We start from the raw sequence: 21,640 nt of genomic DNA, 5'->3' as shown, positions 1-21,640 counted from the left end.
AAAAGCGATTAAGTCATCTTTCTCAACCACATTTTTGCGGAGTGCTTTAGTCCAAGCCTTGTAGGTACGTCGTTAGGTAATGAATACTTACCTTTACCAGCCTTAAGAACAAAGCCGTAACTAACTAATGTGCCCAGCAACTCGTAAAGCCTTGAATCTCCGATATTTTCCCTATACAATGAGTTCATTACATCCCTAATCTCTGTTAGACTTGCCCTATTACCTAATCTTGAAAGGGAAAGTATAATTTCAGCATACCGCTTAGGTGAATTAGAGTTTATTAGAAACCCCGTAAACTCCTTAGAAACTTGCTTAGCCGCTTCCTTCACCACAACTTTAACGTCTATAGGGTGGGAGTGCTTTACTGAGTAAGAATAACTTCTACCAAAAAGGGCTAACCACCCTGGAATCCCATCGAAAAGTTTTACAGCCTCATCAATAATCTTTTCATCAACCTTAACCCCCTCCTCTTCAAACCCCCTCCTTAGAAACTCCCTAGACTTATTCTCATCAAACCTTTCAAGCTTTATCCTAAAGAACCTCCTACCGTAGAAGGGCCTTTCCTCCTCCACTTGATTTAAAACCTCCTCAGCAACTCCAATAAAGCTACCGGAAACTATTACAATCGTGTTCTCGCACCATTCATAAATATCGTGAAGGAACGAACCCATATCAAACCCCTTAACCTTCTTAACGTTCTGTACCTCATCTATGAAAACTACCAATTCTTTTTTATTATCCTTAGCAATCGAATTCAACGCCCTAATGACCTCATTAACGTCTTCAGTCTTAAACTCCCTTAGCTTAACACCTACTTTAGCCCAGTTCAATTCTAAAATGTCCTCTGGATTTACACCTAATCTGTTTGCAATGATCTTTGAAACCCTTCCGGCGAAGGTATACTTCCTTAAAACCTCCATAGCCCCTTCTAAAAATAGTCTTGAAAAGGACTCCATGGGGTAGGACTTTTTACTCCCCAGCCTACCTAAATTGATCGTCAAGGTAACGTAATCATGAAGCTCATTAAGCGTTACTTTTACGAGGCTTGTTTTACCTATCCTTCTAATCCCCAGCACAGCCCCAAAGTCCTTGTGCAAGATTACGTCTTTTAATTCCTCAATCTCTTTTTCCCTATCAAAGAAATCCTTCCTTTCTGTTTTAGGTCTCGTATCGAAGAGAATTTTCCGCCACCGGAATTATTCCGGAACCGGAATTTTTAAACTTTAAGCCACCGGTAGAAACATTGTATTCTGAACAGCTAAATTAGGAATGCAGTGAATAAGATAATTAGGGCAATGTTCATGGATGAGGATTACCTAGCTTAACCATAAGTATTTATCTGAGTCTAAAACTTATCCTTGGTGAGAAGCCCAGTGAGGTTGGTTATTGGGGTTTTGTTAAAAGTAGGAGTGATTATGGGGATAAGTTAAAAGCTATTTCAAACAAATTGAATGGACTGTAATTAAGTCACTGGGCATTAGGGTGTTTAAGGGTGAAGTGAGTGAGGACAGTAGGATGCTGGAGAGGAGGCTTAGGGGCTTCATAAGTAACTTTAAGGATTACATGGAGTTCAGCAGGTACACCATCCCATACTTTAAGGCGTTTGGCGACGATTTCCCACACGAAAGCATTAAGAAGAACGAAGTAATGCATCTGGAATTAGCCATGAACCAGGTAATGAGGTTTTACGGCCTTGAGGGTGAGTCGCCCTATGAGGAGGAAGAGTGATGCTTACCTAGCGGTAGTGTTAATAATGCTGGCTTGAGGGGGTTGGTTAATGCAGCCTTACATTGAGTTGGTTAGGAGGTACGTTTACAGGAGGGTTCTCATCGAGTTTGGTGATGATGAGTTGGGTAAGTTGGCCGTCGCCATATTGAACACCCTGCTTAGTAGGGGGGAGGTTATGACTGATGATAAGTTGACTTCGATAGTCGGCTACAACGCCATTGACGTTAGGAGGGTTCTGCAGGTCCTCTACAACATGAGGCTGGCCTCCGTTATTGAGGAGTTCAGTGAGTCTGCGGGTAAGCTTGAGCAGTCCTGGTCCATAAAGGATGAGGATATTAGGAGGTTCATGGTTAACCTGATAAGTGGAGTCCTGGATAAGATAGACGCCTTGATGCGTCAATTAACCAGCACCACGGTTTACATATGCCCAAGGTGCTTCAAGAGGTACAGCGAGGACGATGCCCTAATGTACGACTACAGGTGCCCCCTGGACAAGACACAGCTGGAGTACGTTAACCCAGCCGAGTACCTGGCCATACTAGGTGCCATTGAGGCCAGGTTGAAGAGGATGCTTGAATCAGTGAGTAGAGGGGCACCATGAGTTGCTCATCCTGGTATAACCAGTTAACGGAAGGGTTAAGTTTAAATGGGGACTGGTAGACGGGTCGAGGGCGTCCGTGGGGGAAACCATAAACACCCAATCCACGGTGACTTACAATAAAGAGAGGGGTCAATTAGAGTTAACAGTCTCCTTCCCCGAGGAGAAGTACCTTTGGAACAGAGACCTACACCCAACGCCAATAGGCAGGAGGACCTGGGACTGGTACACATATGCAGCAATATGGTTCAGCATGGCCTTCATAGTGCCAAGCTGGTCGCTGGCAAGCGTTGGCCTATCCTTTGGCCTAGGGACACTTGAATCAATAATGGTGGTCTTCCTAGGCAACCTAATAGTCCTAGTACCCATGATAATCCAATCCCACGGTGGTGCAAGGTACGGCATACCTGAACCAGTCTTAACGAGGACCAGGTGGGGCATCTACGGTGCAATCTTCCCTAGTTGGATCAGGGCGATCATAGGTGCTGGTTGGTGGGGCATTGAAACCTACATAATGACGGAGGCGGCCGTGGGCATATACGCAATACTAAGCGGTAAACTACCCGCCTTAGAGTCCCTGGTGACTAGGGGAATTGCATCACCCTTCACCATAAGCCTAGCCTTCCCGCAGGTCTTCTGGGTTACCTTCGTTTTGATAATACTCCTCCAACTGGCCTTACTATACCACTCACCGGTGCCCAATGCCCAACCAGCCTTAAAGTGGTTCGCCAGGTTATCGGCACCACTGATACTAGCCGGGTTCCTGGCCCTATGGCTACACTTCATGTCACTAACCCACTGGGGCTATGGGAGTATCTTCGCGATACACAGCAGCCTAAGCGGCTCAACCTACTGGATGGCTTGGTTGGCGTTCCTAAACGCCAACATAGCCTACTGGGCAACCATGGCGCTCTCAATGCCCGATTACACCAGGTTCGCCAAGAGCCAACTAGCCCAGACAGCTGGCCAAATCCCAATGCCATTCATGATGCTTGCGGTCGCCGTGCTTGGTACAATGACCACCGGGGCTGTTATGAAGATAACCGGTCACCCAATATGGGACCCAATACTGCTGGCGACACTCTACATGGGGCCTATTGCCGGCGTCACCGTTAACCTACTCTTCCTCCTAGCCACCTTTGCGGTCAATGTCTTCGCAAACACAGTTGGCCCAGCCTACGACTTCGCAAACACGCTGCCCAGGTACATAACGTGGTTCAAGGGTGTCCTAATAGTCGTGGCTGTGGCCGTTGCCCTAGGCGCCTGGACCTTCTACGGCTCAGCCTATGGCTACCTGTACAATTGGCTACTGACCTACGGTGGCTTATTGGGCTCGGTGGAGGGCATCATAATATTTGACTACGCCCTAATCAGGAGGTTTAAGTTTGAGCTGAGGGATGTCTTCCTGAGCAGGGGCAGGTTTAGGTATTGGATGGGCATTAACCCAGCGGCCTTCATAACCTTCGCCGTGGTCACCTTCATAATATACGCACCTATACCATACCACGCCGTATTCTTCAACAACGCCTGGATATTAGCCTTCATACTGTCAGGCCTAATATACACGCCGCTCATGGTATACTGGGTCATACCCAAATACCAGCCGCACCTCAAGGGCTCAATATGGAGGGGTGGCTACGTCTCAGACGAGGTTAAGGAGATATTCAAATGATTTAATATTAACTTATAATATAGTTAAATTATAATATAGTTAAATACAGTTTTTCCCACTAATTATTAAGGATGGTTTAGGAAGCCTTCATTACTCAACGGTTCATTGCGTGCTGGTTAAGGGAGTTAGCTTAATTTAACTGAGTTAACAACCTTCAAGTAATGTCCATTGAGCTTGGCGATGACTTCGTTGACTTTGCCTCGGAGGTCATGTACATTATTGAGTATAGGTTAGTCTCCATGGATAAGGCCTTCCACTACGCCAGGTTTAGGCATAGGTTAAGGGCCCCATTGAGGGTCTACTACAACGCCGTCAGTGACGTTGTTAGGAATTACGCCTACCTATCCTTCATGGCTAGGCAACTACTGGGCTCAACATCAAGGAAGGCTATGGTTAAGGCTTGGCTTATGTTAAACACCAATGGCCACTACTCTAGGAGGCTTAGGAGGAAGGTTAGGGCCACTGTGGAGGAGGTTGAGGGTAGGCTACTTGAGATTAGGGATAAGGATCCCTTAACGTACCTATCCATAAGATACTCGTTTCCCAGGTTCATAGTTGAGGAGTTGAGTAAGGGCATGAACATTAGTGAACTTGAGGCCTATCTAAGCCACTTAAACAGGAGGGTCACTTGGCTGAGGGTCAATACCTTGAAAATTGACTTAGACAGGGCCATTAAGCTCCTTGAGGATGAGGGTGTTGAGTTTAGGCAAAACAGGCAATACCCCTTCATGCTCATGGTTGAGGGTTACAGGAAGCCACTGGGCTACCTAAGGCTATTCAGGCAGGGGCTTGTGGTGCCCCAGGACTTGGCGTCAGCCCTGGTTGTGCTTAACCTGAAGCCAGAGCCCGGCGACGTAATTCTCGACGCCTGCGCCGCCCCAGGCATGAAGACCAGTTTAATAATGCAGTTGACTGAGGGTAGGGCTGAGGTTATTGCGGTTGATGTTTCCGAGGGTAGGCTTAGTAAGATGAGGCGCTTAATGAGGCTTATGAACGTCAATGAGTCTAGGGTTCACATTGCGCGCTCTGACTCAAGGCTCATTAAGCTCAAGGGTGGTGAAATCAATAAGGTGCTCATTGATGCACCCTGTACCTCAAGTGGGGCAGTGTCTAAGGACCCAGGGATTAAGCTGATACTTGACCGTAGGCCGAATTTAGTTAACCGCCAATCAGCGGTACAATACGCAATACTCTCAAACATAGTCAGTCAACTTAAGGATGCTGAGTTGGTTTACGCAACGTGTTCAATACTGCCAGAGGAGGGTGAGGAGGTTGTGGGCAGGTTAACTGAGGTGTTTGGTGTTAAGCTGGTTAAGCCTGACGTTGGGGGTTTGAGTGATGGATACAGGAATTACCCAGTGTCGCAACTTGTGGGTAGGGTAATGCCCCATATACACGGTGGCGAGGGTTTCTTCGTATCTAAGCTCCTGGTTTAACGGCCGGTCAAGGTGGAGTGGTTTTAAGCTCATAGGTCCAGGTTGAGCTATGGTTACGGTTGCCGTTGATGTCGGCGGTACCTTCACGGATTTCGTGGTGCTTAGGGATGATGGAACCATAGAGTCGTTTAAAGTACTTACGACACCTAAAGAACCGGAGGTAGCTGTTTTGAGGGGTTTGAGGGAGATTAGGCAGCGCATTGATGAGGTGCTCCACGCAACCACAATAGGGACTAATGCCCTACTAGGCCAAGTCGGCCTTGAGTTACCTAAAGTGGCCTTATTCACGACAAGGGGGTTTAGGGACATTATTGAGATTGGTAGGCAAAATAGGCCAAGGCTCTATGACCTATTCTTCGATAAGCCAAGGCCACTGGTCCCCAGGGAGCTTAGGTTTGAGGTTGAGGAGAGGGTGGCTGCTGATGGAACCGTGATTAGGCGAGTTAACCCAAGTGAGGTTGAGGACTACGCCGCCAAGGCAAGGTCAATGGGGGTTAAGTCCGTGGCCGTCTCATTCCTCCACTCCTACATTAACCCAGTTAACGAGGAGGATGCAGGTGAGGTGCTTAGGAGGTACTTCAACTACGTAAGCCTATCTAGCAGGGTTGCCCCAGAGCCCCGTGAGTACGAGAGGACGTCAACAACCGTTGTGAATGCGGCTTTAATGCCCATAGTCAGCGACTACGTGGCTAGGTTCTCAAGGGGGCTTGGGGAAGTTGGCGTCAGTAAATTCTTCATAATGTCCAGTGCAGGTGGCCTGGTGGATGTTGAGGAGGCTGTGGAGAGGCCAGTGCAACTCATTGAGTCTGGCCCAGCTGCAGGAGCCATAGCTGTAGCCGAGTTCTCCAGGGTGATTGGGGTAGGCAATGTCATAGGCTTCGACATGGGTGGTACAACGGCTAAGGCATCATCAATAGTCAACCACGAGCCCGAGGTAACCACGGAGTATGAGGTTGGGGGTGAGGTTCACCACGGCAGGTTGATTAAGGGTTCAGGCTACCCAGTCAGGTTCCCCTTCATAGACCTAGCCGAGGTGTCCTCTGGGGGTGGGACCATTATTTGGCGTGATGAGGCTGGGGCCCTTAGGGTTGGTCCAGTGAGCTCTGGTGCCGAGCCGGGTCCAGCATGCTATGGTAGGGGTGGGGTTGAGCCAACATTAACCGATGCGAACCTAGCCCTAGGTAGGATTGGGGATTACCTACTCGGCGGTGGTATGAGGCTCAACAGGGATTTGGCCTTGAGGAGCCTTGCCAAGCTAGGTGACCCGGTGTCCATAGCCCTAGATGCGGTTAGGATGGCCAACCTGGAGATGGCTAGGGCCATTAGGCTTGTTACGGTCGAGAGGGGGTTGGATCCAGGTGACTTCACGCTAATGGCCTTTGGCGGCGCTGGGCCGCAGTTCGCCCCATTCATAGCCGAGGAGTTAGGTATAGGAACCATTATCATACCCCCTGAGCCGGGTGCCTTCAGCGCCTTAGGCCTATTGATGGCTGATTCTAGGTTTGAGGCCAGGTTATCGTACCCAAGGGACCTTGAGGAGGGGTTCAGTAGGCTTGAGGGTGAGCTACTGGGTAGGTTGGGTAAGGTTGACTACTTCCTGAGGTATGCTGATGTTAGGTACGTTGGGCAGGGCTGGGAGTTGACGATACCGGTTGGTAGGCCGGCTAGGCTTGAGGATGTGGAGAGGGCCTTTAACGATAGGCATGAGGCCACCTACGGCTTTAGGCTTAACAGGCCCATTGAGGTCGTAACAATAAGGGTCTTCGCTGTTGTTAGGAGGGTTAAGCCAGTCTTCAGGCCGCAGAGGATTGGCGGTGAGACTAAGCCAAGGTCCTTCAGGAAGGTGCTCTTCGACGAGTGGGTTGAGGCCCCTGTCTACTGGCGTGGTGACTTACCCGTGGGGCAGGTTATTGAGGGCCCAGCCTTGGTTGAGGAGTATGGCTCAACGGTGGTTGTCCCACCCAGGTGGAGGGTTAGGGCTGGTGAGCACCTTGAATTAACCCTAAGCCGCCGATAGTAGGTTATAGGTTATTTACTAATCCACTTGCACTATTGATTAACCAGCAACGCTTATATACTCCAGTTAGCCCACCTAACCGATGATGAACCTCCAACATACCTAATGGCCATCCCATCCAAGGGGCGCCTGGTAGAGCCCGTAATGGGCTTCCTAAGCTACATCGGCATCAAGCCCCAGGCCATGGACGACAGATCCCTTGTAATACCGACGAATTGGCAATCCCTAAGCCTCGTCAGGGTCAGGCCGGAGGATATACCGAGCGTGGTTGAGTCAGGCTCAGTGCTAATGGGTATAACGGGCCTAGACTATGTTATTGAAAGTGGTGCCTCGGTTAACGTTGTCGATAGGCTGGGCTTTGGTAAAGGTAAGATAGTTGCCGCAGCACCCGTGAACTCAGAGATCAGGAGCATTGATGATGTTAAGGATGGTGTGAGGGTGGCTACAAAATACGTTAACATAGCTTCATCATACTTCGGTAGGCTTGGTAAAAGGGTTAAGATAGTCAGGATCTCCGGCAGCGCCGAGGTCATGCCGATGCTCAACGTGGCCGACTGCATAGTGGACGTCATGTCGACTGGCACCACACTGAGGCTACACGGCCTCAAGTCCATAGGGGTCATCATGGAGAGTGAAGCCGTCTTAATAACGCCCAGGGAGCTTAATGGGGATCAGAGGGAGTTCGTGGAGAAGTTCCTAGTGCTGGCGAGGGGTGCCTTATCGTCAAACGGCAGGAAGCTCATACTAATGAACGTGCCTGAGCCAAGCCTAGCCGAAGTGCTTAAGGTACTCCCAGCCATGGAGGGGCCCACGGTGGCTGACGTAGCCTCAGGTAGGCCCATGAAGGAGGTTATTTCAGTGGTCCCGGAGGACTCAATCCCAGACCTACTACCCCTGTTGAAGAAGGCTGGGGCCAAGGACATACTTATCCTGAGCATAGAGAAGGTGATACCCTAATGGGCCTAGTCATCCCGTCAATAGACCTAAGCGGAGGCCTAGTGGTTAAGAGGGTAAGGGGTATTAGGGGCAGTGAACTGGTTAGGCTCAACCTGACTGAGGCCCTCAACCTGGTTAAGGGGTATCCACTGGTCCACGTTGTTGACCTGGATGGGGCCGAGCTGGGTAGGCCGGTCAACGTGGATTCAATAGCCAGGGTGGGCTCGGCAATGGGGGGTAGGTGTCAGGTTGGTGGTGGGGTTAGGGGGATTGAGGATGTAGAGCTGCTTCTAAGATACTGCTCAAGGGTCATAGTTGGTACAATCGCTGTGGAGGAGCCCAAGGAGCTGTTGGCAATGGTTAAGGAGCTGGGTGAGGATAAGGTTGGCGTATCCCTGGATGCCGATGGGGAATGGCTTGTGACGAGGGGTTGGAGGTTTAGGGCCAAGAGAATAACCGACGCCATTAATGAATTACCCAGGGTTGGTGCGGTGGTTTACACGAATGTGTCCGTTGAGGGCACTGGAATGGGGCCTAGGGTTAACCCGGAGCTGGTTAAGGTGCTCAAGGGGATTGGTAAGGAAGTTTACTACGCCGGCGGAGTCTCTAACTGCAGTGACGTTGAGGAGCTGTGGAGGCTTGGGTTTGATGGGGTCATAATCGGCTACGCACTGTACGTTAAGGGGGTGAGGTGTGGTGGCCAGGGGGGCTAGTGTTGAGCGTAGGACCAGGGAGACGGAGATTAAGGTTGAGTTGAACCTGGAGCCAGGTGAGGTTAAGGTTGAGACCCCGGTCAAGTTCCTGAACCACATGGTTGAGACGTTCATATTCTACATGGGTGCGTCGGGGGTTATTAAGGCAGTGGACCTAAGGGGGTTTGATGACCACCACGTGGCTGAGGATGTGGCCATAGTGCTTGGTTCAGCCATAGACAAGGCGCTTGGTGATAGGGTTGGCATAGCCAGGTTCGGCTGGGCAATAGTGCCCATGGATGATGCACTGTCCCTGGCCTCAGTGGATCTGGGTGGTAGGGTTTACTTCACCTTCAAGGGTTCATTTAACAGGGAGTTCGTTGGTGACATGTCCACGGAAATGATACCGCACTTCATAAGGAGCCTAGCCTCCTCATTAAGGGCGACTATACATGTTAACGTGCTTTACGGCGAGAACAGCCACCACGTGGCTGAGTCAATATTTAAGGCCCTGGGGTTAGCCATGGGGCAGGCAATTGAGGTTAAGGGTGGTGGGGTACCGAGTCTCAAGGGTGTTGTTTAATGAGACCAATTAACGTGGTTAGGCGTATAATACCATGCATGGATGTTGACGCAAACGTCGTGGTTAAGGGGGTTAACTTCGAGGGGCTTAGGGTAATCGGTGACCCAGTGGCCTTAGCCTCAAGGTACGAGGATGAGGGGGCTGATGAACTCTTCCTACTCGACATAACCGCCACTGTGCAGGGTAGGTCAACTTTCCTAAAGACGGTTAGGGAAGTGGCCTCGGCGGTAAGTATACCGTTAGGTGTTGGTGGGGGCATTAGGAGTATTAGTGATGCTGATGCAGCCTTCAAGGCTGGTGCAGATAAGGTGAGCATAAACACTGCGGCTGTCAAGGATCCAAGCCTAGTGAGTAGGCTGGCCAGGGAGTACGGTTCCCAGTCCGTTGTCGTTGCCATTGACGTCAAGAGGGTTAATGAGTCATGGAGGGTCTTCATAATGGGTGGTAAGAAGGAAACCATGCTAGACGCCGTTGACTGGGCTAGGATGGTTGAGGAACTTGGTGCCGGGGAACTGCTTGTGACGAGCATAGATACGGATGGCACTAAGGCTGGTTATGACTATGAGCTTTACAGGAGGTTGTCCGAAACCGTGAACATACCTATAATAGCCAGTGGCGGTGCCGGTGAGCCTAGGCACTTCCTTGAAGTGCTTAAGTACGCTGATGCGGCATTGGCAGCGAGTGTCTTTCATATGGGTGTAATAAATATCATGAAACTTAAGGCATATTTAAATGAGGCTGGAATCAAGGTTCGCCTGTATTAAGATTCGTGTCTAGCCTAATCTTATTCACATACCTCGCGTCAAAGCAGGACCTGGTGCCTAAATGGCAGGCATTACCAATCTGGTAAACCTTGAGTAAAAGCGCATCACCATCGCAATCAACTCTGAAATCAACTAAGTATTGATAGTGACCACTCGTCTCACCCTTAAGCCACAACCTCTTACGGCTGAGTGACCAGTAGTGAACCATGCCGGTTGTCAGTGTCTTCACAACAGCATCCTTATTCATACTAGCCACCATTAATACGTCCTTACTCTGCCAATCCTGGGCAACAGCTATAACCGTGTTATCCGTATGCCTATACCACAGTGACTCGGCAACCTTAAGCGCATCCTCAATACTGAGCCTCATGACCTTAATACCATCAGGGAGCATTGAATTACGCAGGTCCAGGGCTTTATAACTTTAATTAATTTATGATCAGGCGCCCATGAATATTATGTAATCCTCCTTAACCGAAGCCCTCACCATCCCCTCCACAGCCTATGTCCTTATTATATTAAGCGCAATTCACCGCACTCACTCATGAACGCAAATGCGATTCCATCGGTTAACCCCGTTATTGGGAATAGGTCCCTCGATATTATAGCCCTCTTTACCGTTAAATCACTGACTGGATAAAATAGAAACTACTTAACACATCGGAAGCTCCCTCAACTACTCATCACTAACACTCTTTATTAAGCGTAGGGCGTGCTGTAATAAATTTTATTTATCTTCGGATATGGTTTTAACGCTTAGTGATGCTTATGAAGCTCCTCAGTATGCTTAAGCCCAGTTTACTGCTCTTTTCAGGGTGGAATTGCGTACCGTAGGTTAATTTGTTGTCATCACACAGTATGCTTAGTATTGTTGAGTTTCCGTATTTGGTTATGCCTATGTAGGGTTTGCTTGGGGTTGGGTTTGCTACGGCGTAGCTGTGCATGAAGTAGTAGTAGCCCTGCGTGGGGGCTAGGCCGCATTCCCCATTCACCTTAACGTAGCCCCAGCCTATGTGGGGTACCCTTGGCCCATTAATCCTCCTAACCCATTCACCATACCAACCCAAACCACTTAGCTTACCCTCATCACTGCCCCTAAACATTAACTGTAGGCCTAGGCATATGCCCAGTATCGGCACGGAACCCCTAAACCTATTCAGTTCTTCGGCTATGCCGCTGTTAACCAGGTTAACGACAGCGGCGTTGAATGACCCGACGCCCGGCAGTATGATGGCGTCCACGTTGCTTAAATCGTTAATATCCTTGATTAGGTGGGGGTCTGCGTTGACCCTGCGTAGTGCATTGAAGACGCTTCCCACGTTCCCAACCCTGTAATCAACAACCCCCAGCTTAACCATGTTCAACCACCCTCATGCCTCCTCCTCAATTCCCTGCACACATCACTTAAACTTAGCCCCATAGCCCTAAGCAGCACCAATAGGTGGTAAATTAAGTCGGCCGACTCCCTGATCACCCAATCCCTATCCCCAGCCATGGCGGCCACGGCAACCTCAACGGCCTCCTCCCCAACCTTCTTGCTAATTAAGCTAACCCCACCGGTGTAGAGGCTGTACGTGTAGCTACCCTGCCTCTTAGAGGCAATCCTCTCGTCTATCACATTCTCAAGTGTGTTGAGGAATTGACACTCATCCACCCAACCCCCATTAGCAGTGCCAATATATGCTTTAGGGTTCATTAAGCGTTGCTGGGTGTCTGTTCGCTAATCCACCTGATTATTGAATCCGCATGCCTCCTGAAACCCTCCCTTAACCCAATCACCACCGCCTGTTCGCCTAGCTTAACTGCTGCGTTACTGTTCACTGGTGTTACGTAGGCTATCGGCTTCATGAAGTCAATGGGCGTTAAGACACCCCTCCACCTGGCTGAGCCGCTGGTGGGTAGTACGTGGCTTGGGCCCGCTACGTAGTCCACTAGCGCTGAGGGTGCCAGGTGGGAGACGGCGCCCGCATTCCTAATTTCCCCAATGGGCACGTTGCTCCCCCATATTGATGCGTGCTCGGGGGAGATCTCGTTGATCACATCCACGCACTCCCTGGGTTCATTAACCAGTGTTGATAGGTATGGGGCGTTGGTTAACTTGCCTAACTCAGTCTCAACCCTGCTTAGGTAATCCTCACTCCAGGTAACTAGGACACCAACGGCTCCTGAATGCTCAAGTTGGGCTGCTAGGTCGGCGGCCACTAAACCAGGTTTGATGGAGGGGTCAGCGCAGGTGACCAGTTCCGTTGGCCCCTCGACTCCGTCAATACCCACGTGGCCTGACACCAGGACCTTAGCGGCCTGGACGTATATGTTACCAGGCCCCACCACCTTATCAACCCTAGGCACAGACTCCGTTCCAAAGGCCATTGCCGCTATTGCCTGTGCCCCACCAACCCTAAACACCCTCACGTTAATCCTGAGGGCCAGGTAGGCTAATTCAGGGTCCACTGAGCCATCGGGCTTGGGTGGTGTGGCTACTATGACCTCCTCGACACCGGCAACCCTAGCCAAAACCCCGGTCATCACGAGTGTTGAGAAGTAGCCCTTAGGCACATATACGCCAATCCTCCTCACCGGAACCCACCTCACAACCCTCCTCAACCCCATGTAGTAGTCCTCCACGTCAGGTGGCTTAATCCTGCCGTTAAGCGCCTCAACGGACCTAATGGACTCCTCGAGGGCATCCTTAACCCTGGGGTCTACTTGGCCCGCCAACCTACTGAGCTCATCTCCACTTAGTTCAACGCCCCTCAACTCAACCTTATCAAACTCCCTAGTCAACCTAACCAGGGCCTCATCACCATGATCCCTAACCTCATTAACAATGCCCCTAACCCTGTCAATATACTGATCTATGCTGCTCATCCTAGCCAGTTGGCCTACCAGCTCACTCCTCCTAACCCTCACAGAGGCCCTTAACACGCCCCTTAATAATAATTATTGTAACATATGGCCTCACGTAAGGCTTATTTAGGCTCAGTCGAAGAGCCAGGGTGCGTGGTGAGGGGGCCTCGTGGCTAAGGGTGCTTAACGTTGAGTTCTACGAGGAGCCCAACGTGGGTTACAGCAAGTATAGGCTGCACTTCAATGAGAACCTCTTCCTGCCCAGGGAGTACTATGAGGAAATCCTCAGAGTTGCCATGGACCCAGACCTGGTTAGGTACTACACTGAGCCTCTCAACCCAACGCTGAACGGATTGATAGCTAGGCACCTTGGGGTTGATGAGGCCAGTGTGTTCGCCACGGCCGGTGGTGATGAGGGTATTAGGCTCCTCATACAGATGGCCCTACACGGCGGTAGGAGGATACTGGTTGTTGAGCCAACCTACTCAATGCCCAGGGCCTTAGCGGAGTCGATGAATATTGAGGTTAGGGAGACTTTGCTAAGGCAGGATTACCAACTGGACCCTGAGGCCGTGGTTAAGAGCGGGGGTGATGTTGACGTGGTTTACCTATGCAACCCCAACAACCCAACGGGTAACCTGTTCAGCAAGTCGGACGTGGAGTACGTTGCGTCTAGGCTGAACTCACTGATCATCATTGATGAGGCCTACGCCGACTTTGCTGATGTGACCTTAATGGATCTTGTTAGGCATTACGATAACGTGGCTGTGGTTAGGACATTCTCAAAGGCCTGGGGCCTGGCTGGGCTTAGGGTTGGTTACGTGGTTGGCGGTGAGAGGGTTATTGATGGGCTTAGGAGGATATCCCTACCCCACAATATACCCTACCCATCAATAGCCATGCTAAGTAGGGCATTGCAGCTGAGGCATTACGTTGAGGAGAGTATAAGGAGGATGGTTAAGGCCAGGGAGTACCTAACCAATAGGTTGGTTGAAATAGGCCTCAAACCACTGAGGACAGTCACAAATTTCGTAACATTCCACACACCCAACACGGACAGGGTCTACGAAGAGCTGTACCAGCGGGGATTTGTGTTAAGGAACCTAAGCGGTAAGGTAATGTGTGAGGATTGCCTAAGGGCAACAGTCCCACCTGAACCAATAGCCGAGGAACTGGTGAATAACCTAGCCAATATACTAAAGTCTCAACAATAGGCGCCTCACCATTAACTGGCTAACAAGCCCTGTAAGGTACATTGCTTAGTATTCTCTATGTAGTGGCATGTCTAACGGCGCTGTTAACAATCTCAGCAGGCCTTAGGTGCCTTGCTGTTGAATTCACCGGTAAACAATTGTTTAAACCAGTTACGCATCAACAACCCCAATAGCCCAAGAGGGTTAATTCACTATTACACGGGATTCATCCCTGAAGGGGGACTAAGTTCATCAAATTCATTAATACAGACTATAGTAGTAAATATATATGGTTTAAAAGGCATTTAAATAATTGATCAATCAATACTGATCATATGGATAAAACTTATAAGGGTACTAAGTATAACCATTTTATGTCTACCATAGGTAGGTATACCCCATATCTACTAATGGCCGCTGCAGTAGTAGCTACGCTAATCCTAGTAGTACCCAGCCTAGTCACCTATGCAGCCTCCCCGCCTCAGATTATTGTTGCTGCCCCTACTACGATAATCTACACTCCTGGTACTCCTGTGTATAATCCGTATGCTCCAAGTAACCTGGTGGGCACTGTCATGACTTACCTACCACTTGCACTCTACAACCCATTCACCGGCCAATTCTACCCCGTTTTGGCTGAGAATTGGACTGTTCAGACCTTACCTAATGGTAGCGGTATTTTCACCATTTACCTCAGGCCAAACCTATACTGGTTTAACGGCTCAGCCACGATACCATTCACTGCATGGGATGTTTACGCATACTTCTACATAGGCATTAAGTCCCTTGCCTGGTACACGCCTTGGATCAACCTAACCTACGTTGATGAGGATATTAGGGTCCTTAACGACACGACTATACAGTTCCTATTCCAGAAATGGACCCCAATGATACCCTACTGGATGCTTCCAAGCTGGATAAGCACACCATACCCGGTTTGGAAGCCTATTGTGGATAAGCTTAAGACGATGAATGCTACTCAGGCAGCTAAGTACTCGACGAATGTCACTGAGTTTGTTGCACCGTACTGGGGCCTTAACCCATACTACCTATCCTACATAAGCACCACCTACATAGACTATACCCTCGAGCCGATGTACTACAATGGTGTGCCGCTATTGGCCAGTTGGTTGGAGATTTTCCCAGTGAATACTTGGAGCCTATACAACCCAACAGCCATTGACTGGTATGTTGGTGGTAACACCCAGGCCATGAGCGCCTTCCTATCCGGTAAGGCTAATTGGGGTTTCGTGGGTTTATCACTACAGCAGGTTGCTGTACTTAACAAGACTGGCACTGTTGGTGTTTACCTGAGCCCTGACTTCTCAGCCTTTGGTATAGCTATAAATCCGCAGTCGGGTTGGCCTTGGAACCTGCCACAGTTTAAGCAGGCTTTGTGTGATGTGATTAATAGGAGTGAGGTTGTTGCCGCATGGGGCTTAAACTACCCAGACTACTACCCAGAACCAGCCCTATCATACACGGTTAACCTATACCCACCAAGCTTCAAGGATGTTTTAGTACCATGCGAATACAACCCAAGTAAGGCTGCCCAGATGCTTCAAAGCCTGGGCTTCTACAAGAAGGGTGGGTATTGGTATCTGCCTAATGGAACACAGTTAACGCTCTACGTCTATGGCCCAAGTGGTTGGACTGACTGGATGACGATGGCCAGTGACGCCGTGGAGCAGATGCAAGCCTTTGGCGTCAACGCAAAGTTAATCGGACAGGATGTGGGTGTTTACTGGGGTACCACGATACCTCAGAGTCAGTACCCGGCTGCAATATCGTGGGTCACATACATTAAGAGTCTTGATAGTGCGTGGACGTTCCTGAATTGGCCTTGGTGGGTCTTTGGTGTTGCCATTCAGCCATACACTAACCACAGCGTCTTCCCATTCGCCTGGCCTAATGGAACCTGCACACCAGTAACAGCACCCTCATCACTGAACTTGCCCAACAGTACCATTGTTTGGTGTGTTAACTCGACATTCGGCTACATTAACTTGACTAATTGGCAGATTGCCTTTGGTGCGGCTGCCCCCGGTACACCGTTCTACGATGAGATGGTTAAGACTATCTTCGGTTGGTACGGCTACTACATACCGATAATACCACTTGGTGAGAAGATTGAGCCTCTCGAGTATGCTAAGAGCCTTATGGATCCGCTTTGGGCTTACCAGTGCCTACCATTCTACACGTTGGAAACCTTAATATACGAGAATACACTGTCCGGTATGCCATTTGGCTGGCCTAACACTGTGTTGGCTGGTTTATTCTTTGGTGCATGGGCACCACCAGGCCAGGTACCAACAATGGCTCAGGTCATTGCAAACGGCACACTATGGACAAAGTACCCGCAGCTAGCGGCATTCATAGGCCTACCAACACCAGACACCAACGTGCAGGCTTGCGTAGCATCATACTTCCACATACCATACACACCAGTAACAACAACCACAACGACTACAACTACAACCACTACGACTACTGCAGTAACCACTACGGCAGTATCAACAGTCACATCAACGGCTACTGTGACCAGTACCGTAACAAGCACATCAGTAGCAACAACAACAGCGGTAACTACTGTTACTGTAACGAAGCCTGTGGTTTCAACTAGCGTGGTGGTTGCCATTGTCGTGGTTGTTATTGTTGTTGCCGCTATTGCGGCTGTATTAGCCTTAAGAAGGAGGTGACGGCTTAACTCCTAGAGTCCTTAATCTTAAAAGCCTTGTTTTCCCTTCCTCACCCCTGGTTAATGCTTTAAAGGTTGTTTTGCCCTGGTTTACTATGGTTGTTGGTGTTAGGCCTAGGGTTGAGTTGAGTGGCTTCTGGCGTTTTAAACCGGATCCTGGGGATGTTGGTGAGTCTAGTGGTTGGTTTAGGGGTTTCGACGGTGACTTGATTTACGTCCCAGCCTCCTGGAATGAGCAGAATCCTGATTGGGATGGTTACGGTGGTGTTGCCTGGTACCAGTATGACTTCCACATCCCGAGGGAGTTTAGTGGTTTAACGGCTTGGCTTGTCTTTGAGGGTGCCGGTTATTTAACTAGGGTTTGGTTTAATGGCTTGTCCATAGGTGGTCATGAGGGTTCCTTTACCCAGTTTAGGCTTAGGGTTAATGGTGTTAGGTTTGGTGATTGGAATAGGGTTGTGGTTAAGGTTGACAACACCCTTAAACCAGATTCAATACCACCTGGTGAGGGTATGATTTCAACGTACTTCGACTTCTACCACTATGGTGGTATTCATAGGCCTGTTTACCTTGAGTTTACCCGTGAATGCTTCATCAGTGATTTATTCGTGACCACTAGGCATGATGGTTACCTTAAGGTTGAGGTTGAGTCGAATTGCGGTAAGACCCATAACATAGCCCTTGAGCTTATTGACTCAGGGGGCTCAACGGTTTACAGTAGGGTTGTTGAGTCTAGGGGGCTTGTGGCAGTTGAGGATAGGGTTAAGGTTGAGCCTTGGTCAATTGAGCACCCGGTCCTCTATAGGCTTGCCGTTAAGCTGCTGATTAATGGTGAGGAGCATGATGAGGTCATGGAGAGGGTTGGCTTCAGGACATTTGAGGTTAGGCCAAGTGGCTTCTACCTAAACGGTGAATCCATCTTCCTGAAGGGGTTCGGTAGGCATGAGGACTTCCCAATCTTCGGCCGCAGCCTACCTGGCCCAGTGCTTGTTAGGGATTTCCATGAGCTTAAGGGGATTAACGCAAACTCATTCAGGACAAGCCACTACCCATACTCAAACCAACACCTTGACCTTGCCGATGAATTCGGAATCCTAGTCATCCTAGAGGCGCCGCTGGTTGGTTTGAGGGAGCAGCACTTTAAGGACCAGGCTTACCTGGCTAAGGCCAAGGCTGTTATTAGTGAGATGGTTAGGCAGCATAGGAATAGGCCCTCAGTAGTCATGTATAGTGTCGCCAATGAGCCAAACAGCATAGTGGATGAGGCTAGGGTTTTCCTAGGTGAGTTGATTAGTCACGTTAAGTCCATTGATCCAACCAGGCCCGTCATATACACGTCGCATAGGCACCTTGAGGATAAGGCCCTTGGCCTTGGTGATGCAATAGCCCTAAACACCTACTTCGGCTGGTACAGTGAGACTGGTGACATTGAGGCTGGTGTTGCTAGGGTTACTAAGCTGGTTGATGAGGTGCATGCGAGGTACCCTGATAGGCCAATCATAATAACTGAGTTCGGTGCTGAGGGTTACCCAGGGCTTCACCACGACCCACCGGTGGCGTGGAGTGAGGAGTACCAGGAATTATTCATAAGGAGGTACATTGAGGAGTTGAGTAAGAGACCTTACGTGAGGGGGTTGCACATATGGAACTACGCAGACTTCAGAACCCCACAAAGAGTCTACAGGGTTATACTGAACACTAAGGGCGTGTTCACGAGGGATAGAAGACCGAAACTCGCTGTTAGGGCGATTAGGGAGTTGTTCGCCGGGTTAAGGTAGTTAAACGCTGATGACTAGGCCATCACTGGCGACAAGTGTGCGTGGGAATATTGAGGCGGCGCACTTGAGGAAGTCCCAGTGGTATTCGCAACCATACCTGTAACTGATGTGGGTGAGTACCAGTAACCCAACCCCAGCCTCCCTGGCATCCAAGGCGGCGTCTACGCATGTTGAGTGGCCCCGGCTCCTAGCCTCATTCACATCACTGGGCAGGTATGATGAATCGTGGATCAGTATAGTTGACCCCCTAGCCAGATCCACTAGGCTGCCGCTCGGTGCCGTGTCACCAGTATACGCCACGGAGAGCGACTTGGCCCCGATATCATCCATTATCATTGACGGTTCAATAACCCTACCATCAGGCAGCTTCACAGTTTCACCCATCTGTATCCTCCTCCAGTAGGCCACAGGCACCCCAAGTTCCCTAGCCTTAACAGGGTTAAACCTACCCACTGGCCTCTTTAAGGTAACAAGGTATGAGTTATTCTGGATCGTGTGCCTAGTGGTCACGTACCTAAGCTCAACGTTATCGGCGGCGTCAATTAAAGTAACCTTGTCGGTGGGCTTAAGTTCAATTAAGTTAACCTTGAATGAAGAGTTAACGGATGCGGGGACTAGGTCACTGATGCCCACGGGGCCTATTATGGTTAATGGAGTAACCCTACTGAGCATGAGCATGGTTGCAAGTAATCCGGGTAACCCATTAACGTGGTCAGCGTGCAGGTGGGTTACCATTACATGCGTTAACCTGAGGGCACTGACGCCAATAGCCTCCAGCCTCCTCGTAACCCCCTCACTCGGATCTATGAGTATCCTATACCTATCAACCTCAATGAGTGCGCTAACCAACTCCCTGCAGGTCCTAGGTATTGCCCCACCAGACCCGAGTATAGTTACCTTAAGCACGTTCAGCCCTAAATTAACCCAGTTATCTACTTTTACCGCTTCTCAGCAGGTAGCGGTAACAAACCACCTATCCCAACGATCTCCCTGTCTCCTCACCGCGGTTGGCTTCTTACCCGTCGCTGGGGGGGATCTCGGCCAACTGTGGGTCTTGAAAAACTAGGGTAATCAGTTTATGCTAAGAACTACAATAAATCCCCATTCGTCAATGTGACTATGAAAAATAAGCAATTTCGCATACCCATTGAATAACCGTAATCTAAATGGGTAGTTACCTTTGATTCTGACTCTTTAGCAGTTGTAGATTTCGCTTATCCTGTTCCCATCCTCATCGTAAACATCAACAACGGAACACTCCTTCTCCCTCCTCGTGTTAGCCCCCTTATTGTTGTGCAGTGGCGGGGAGGGAGTTAATATTATTGGTATTGAGCGTAACCTGTCTAGGGTGCCTTTGCCTTGAATTACAAGCCAGGTTAACAGTGCCACACCTAGGTTGTAGAGGACTATGCCGTATCCAATGTACTTATCCCCAACTACACCTTGACCATAAACCTCAACTAGTATAGCCGTGTGGTTAGCCATAACCATGTACGTGTAGTAGGTTAAAACCACGAAGGCACCGATGGCGTAGATTAGGAGTATCCACATGTTAGCCCTACTCCTCACGTTTTTAATGAAAAGTATGGTTGAGGTTAGTGATAGCGCGTCGAAGGATAGTAATGACGCTAGTATTAAAGCGTCGAGCACTATGTTTAATGTGGCGGTTCCATAAAGCCATAGGTGTATCAGCATGTAGTCTATCGTGTAGGCTATTGCAAGTACCGTTAATATGCCGCCCCAATACAATATATCCACTATTATCCCTGGTACTAAGCCCCCTTGATTCTGACTCACAGTATCCTATACTTTCAACCCATTTTTAAGTATTACGCTAATAATATTTAAATATATCGATCATAAGAAAATGGTTTATAAAGAGTTGAATGATAAATGGGCTGGGGCTTAATGGTAGGTGTTGGTTTAAACTTTTAACAACTTGATTAATGTAAAGGCCTTAGGTGTTAACCCTTAGCCAGTTTAATGAGGTCAACGTTACCCTCCCTCAGCCTTAAAACAACACCATTCCTCTCCAGGTTAGCTAAGGCCTTACCTAAGTATGATACAGGCACCTTAAGTATCTCATCACCATACCACTCACTTAACTTCTCAGTCAACTCCAGTAAACTCCAGTTAACCTTACCACTGGCCTTATACTCCTCCACCATTATCCTAGTTATGAAGTTAGATAGATCCTCGGTGAGGTTCCATGGGTACATGAACCAAACCCAATCCTTAACCTCATATGCATAGTAATCCGGCTTAAACTTGGCCACTGTGGATATCCATTGAAGTGCACCAGTCCTCACATCAGCCTTGGGCCACCTTGACAGCACATGGTCCCTAGCTATTAACACACTGTCACCTGTGTCAACAATGTCATCCACGATTAGAACCCTCTTACCGTTAAGGTCCATTTGGGCCACGGGGTACTTTATGTAGGCCTTCTCAGCCACCTGGGCGCTACTGGGCCAGTGAACCACCTGCAGGCTAACGAGGTCATTAATCCCCATGTGGTCACAGAGTAGCCTAGCTGGTACATACCCCCCTCTGGCTATAGCTACTACTATGTCCGGCATCCACCTACTCTCGATTATTTTACCAGCCAGCGTTGAGGCCCAGGTCACTATGTCATCCCAGGTAACCAGTTTAACCGGAACCTTAACCACAATTAATTTTTAAGGGAATACCCTAGATT

Annotated in this window: 20 protein-coding genes; 12 read left to right on the top strand and 8 right to left on the bottom strand. The window is 49.3% G+C overall.

Annotated elements, in window-relative coordinates:
- Nucleotides 1–8: 8 nt before the first annotated feature.
- On the bottom strand, nt 9–1,181 hold the full coding sequence (locus AAX04_RS02870; protein ID WP_066793690.1) for an ATP-binding protein: 1,173 nt from the start codon (nt 1,179–1,181) through the stop codon (nt 9–11).
- 316 nt (nt 1,182–1,497) lie between these two features.
- Between AAX04_RS02870 and AAX04_RS02865 the strand changes: the two genes are divergently transcribed.
- From AAX04_RS02865 to hisF, 9 genes are all read left to right on the top strand, one after another.
- Nucleotides 1,498–1,728, top strand: coding sequence for a hypothetical protein (locus AAX04_RS02865; protein ID WP_156519664.1), 231 nt, complete (start codon nt 1,498–1,500; stop codon nt 1,726–1,728).
- Between the two features lie 49 nt (nt 1,729–1,777).
- Nucleotides 1,778–2,329, top strand: a complete 552-nt coding sequence (locus AAX04_RS02860; RefSeq protein WP_066793685.1) for a hypothetical protein — start codon at nt 1,778–1,780, stop codon at nt 2,327–2,329.
- Between the two features lie 76 nt (nt 2,330–2,405).
- Nucleotides 2,406–3,998 (top strand): NCS1 family nucleobase:cation symporter-1, encoded by a 1,593-nt coding sequence (locus tag AAX04_RS02855; protein ID WP_066793679.1) that lies wholly within the window; start codon nt 2,406–2,408, stop codon nt 3,996–3,998.
- Nucleotides 3,999–4,159: 161 nt separating this feature from the next.
- The gene (locus tag AAX04_RS02850) at nt 4,160–5,434 is read left to right on the top strand and encodes an RsmB/NOP family class I SAM-dependent RNA methyltransferase (RefSeq protein ID WP_066793676.1); all 1,275 of its coding nucleotides are present in this window, start codon (nt 4,160–4,162) and stop codon (nt 5,432–5,434) included.
- Between the two features lie 49 nt (nt 5,435–5,483).
- Nucleotides 5,484–7,451 carry a hydantoinase/oxoprolinase family protein gene (locus AAX04_RS02845; RefSeq protein ID WP_066793673.1) on the top strand — a complete coding sequence of 656 codons (1,968 nt, stop codon included), beginning with the start codon at nt 5,484–5,486 and terminating at the stop codon, nt 7,449–7,451.
- 105 nt (nt 7,452–7,556) lie between these two features.
- Complete coding sequence (gene hisG / locus AAX04_RS02840) at nt 7,557–8,408, top strand: ATP phosphoribosyltransferase (protein ID WP_066793670.1); 852 nt, start codon at nt 7,557–7,559, stop codon at nt 8,406–8,408.
- Nucleotides 8,408–9,100, top strand: coding sequence for a HisA/HisF-related TIM barrel protein (locus AAX04_RS02835; RefSeq protein ID WP_066793668.1), 693 nt, complete (start codon nt 8,408–8,410; stop codon nt 9,098–9,100). Before hisG ends, AAX04_RS02835 begins: the two co-directional genes overlap by 1 nt.
- On the top strand, nt 9,084–9,662 hold the full coding sequence (locus AAX04_RS02830) for an imidazoleglycerol-phosphate dehydratase (RefSeq protein WP_066793789.1): 579 nt from the start codon (nt 9,084–9,086) through the stop codon (nt 9,660–9,662). Before AAX04_RS02835 ends, AAX04_RS02830 begins: the two co-directional genes overlap by 17 nt.
- Nucleotides 9,662–10,426 (top strand): imidazole glycerol phosphate synthase subunit HisF, encoded by a 765-nt coding sequence (gene hisF, locus AAX04_RS02825; RefSeq protein ID WP_066793667.1) that lies wholly within the window; start codon nt 9,662–9,664, stop codon nt 10,424–10,426. Before AAX04_RS02830 ends, hisF begins: the two co-directional genes overlap by 1 nt.
- Here the strand turns inward: hisF and hisI are convergent.
- The 4 genes from hisI to hisD form a co-directional block, all read right to left on the bottom strand.
- Nucleotides 10,407–10,820 carry a phosphoribosyl-AMP cyclohydrolase gene (gene hisI, locus AAX04_RS02820; RefSeq protein WP_202904414.1) on the bottom strand — a complete coding sequence of 138 codons (414 nt, stop codon included), beginning with the start codon at nt 10,818–10,820 and terminating at the stop codon, nt 10,407–10,409. The two genes, hisF and hisI, sit on opposite strands and share 20 nt — an antisense overlap.
- 355 nt (nt 10,821–11,175) lie before the next feature.
- Nucleotides 11,176–11,784 (bottom strand): imidazole glycerol phosphate synthase subunit HisH, encoded by a 609-nt coding sequence (hisH, locus tag AAX04_RS02815; protein WP_066793664.1) that lies wholly within the window; start codon nt 11,782–11,784, stop codon nt 11,176–11,178.
- A 2-nt stretch (nt 11,785–11,786) separates the two neighbouring features.
- Nucleotides 11,787–12,080 carry a phosphoribosyl-ATP diphosphatase gene (gene hisE, locus AAX04_RS02810; protein WP_238377776.1) on the bottom strand — a complete coding sequence of 98 codons (294 nt, stop codon included), beginning with the start codon at nt 12,078–12,080 and terminating at the stop codon, nt 11,787–11,789.
- Nucleotides 12,081–12,121: 41 nt separating this feature from the next.
- The gene (gene hisD / locus AAX04_RS02805) at nt 12,122–13,336 is read right to left on the bottom strand and encodes a histidinol dehydrogenase (protein WP_084761157.1); all 1,215 of its coding nucleotides are present in this window, start codon (nt 13,334–13,336) and stop codon (nt 12,122–12,124) included.
- Nucleotides 13,337–13,422: 86 nt separating this feature from the next.
- Between hisD and AAX04_RS02800 the strand changes: the two genes are divergently transcribed.
- From AAX04_RS02800 to AAX04_RS02790, 3 genes are all read left to right on the top strand, one after another.
- Nucleotides 13,423–14,487, top strand: a complete 1,065-nt coding sequence (locus tag AAX04_RS02800) for a histidinol-phosphate transaminase (RefSeq protein WP_066793658.1) — start codon at nt 13,423–13,425, stop codon at nt 14,485–14,487.
- A 353-nt stretch (nt 14,488–14,840) separates the two neighbouring features.
- A complete protein-coding gene (locus AAX04_RS02795; protein ID WP_084761159.1) occupies nt 14,841–17,165 on the top strand; it encodes an ABC transporter substrate-binding protein in 2,325 nt (774 codons plus the stop codon).
- Nucleotides 17,166–17,259: 94 nt separating this feature from the next.
- Nucleotides 17,260–18,942 carry a glycoside hydrolase family 2 TIM barrel-domain containing protein gene (locus AAX04_RS02790; RefSeq protein WP_066793652.1) on the top strand — a complete coding sequence of 561 codons (1,683 nt, stop codon included), beginning with the start codon at nt 17,260–17,262 and terminating at the stop codon, nt 18,940–18,942.
- Here the strand turns inward: AAX04_RS02790 and AAX04_RS02785 are convergent, their stop codons facing one another.
- The 3 genes from AAX04_RS02785 to AAX04_RS02775 all read right to left on the bottom strand — a co-directional run bounded on the left by AAX04_RS02785 (nt 18,943) and on the right by AAX04_RS02775 (nt 21,611).
- Nucleotides 18,943–19,848 (bottom strand): MBL fold metallo-hydrolase, encoded by a 906-nt coding sequence (locus tag AAX04_RS02785; protein ID WP_066793648.1) that lies wholly within the window; start codon nt 19,846–19,848, stop codon nt 18,943–18,945.
- A gap of 288 nt (nt 19,849–20,136) precedes the next feature.
- Nucleotides 20,137–20,739 (bottom strand): hypothetical protein, encoded by a 603-nt coding sequence (locus AAX04_RS02780; protein WP_066793645.1) that lies wholly within the window; start codon nt 20,737–20,739, stop codon nt 20,137–20,139.
- A 167-nt stretch (nt 20,740–20,906) separates the two neighbouring features.
- Nucleotides 20,907–21,611: a phosphoribosyltransferase gene (locus AAX04_RS02775; RefSeq protein ID WP_066793641.1), complete on the bottom strand. Its 705-nt coding sequence runs from the start codon at nt 21,609–21,611 to the stop codon at nt 20,907–20,909.
- Nucleotides 21,612–21,640: the final 29 nt, after the last annotated feature.

Source organism: Caldivirga sp. MU80 (assembly GCF_001663375.1).
Classification (GTDB): Archaea; Thermoproteota; Thermoprotei; order Thermoproteales; family Thermocladiaceae; genus Caldivirga.
This window is presented reverse-complemented; position numbering and strand designations above follow the sequence as displayed.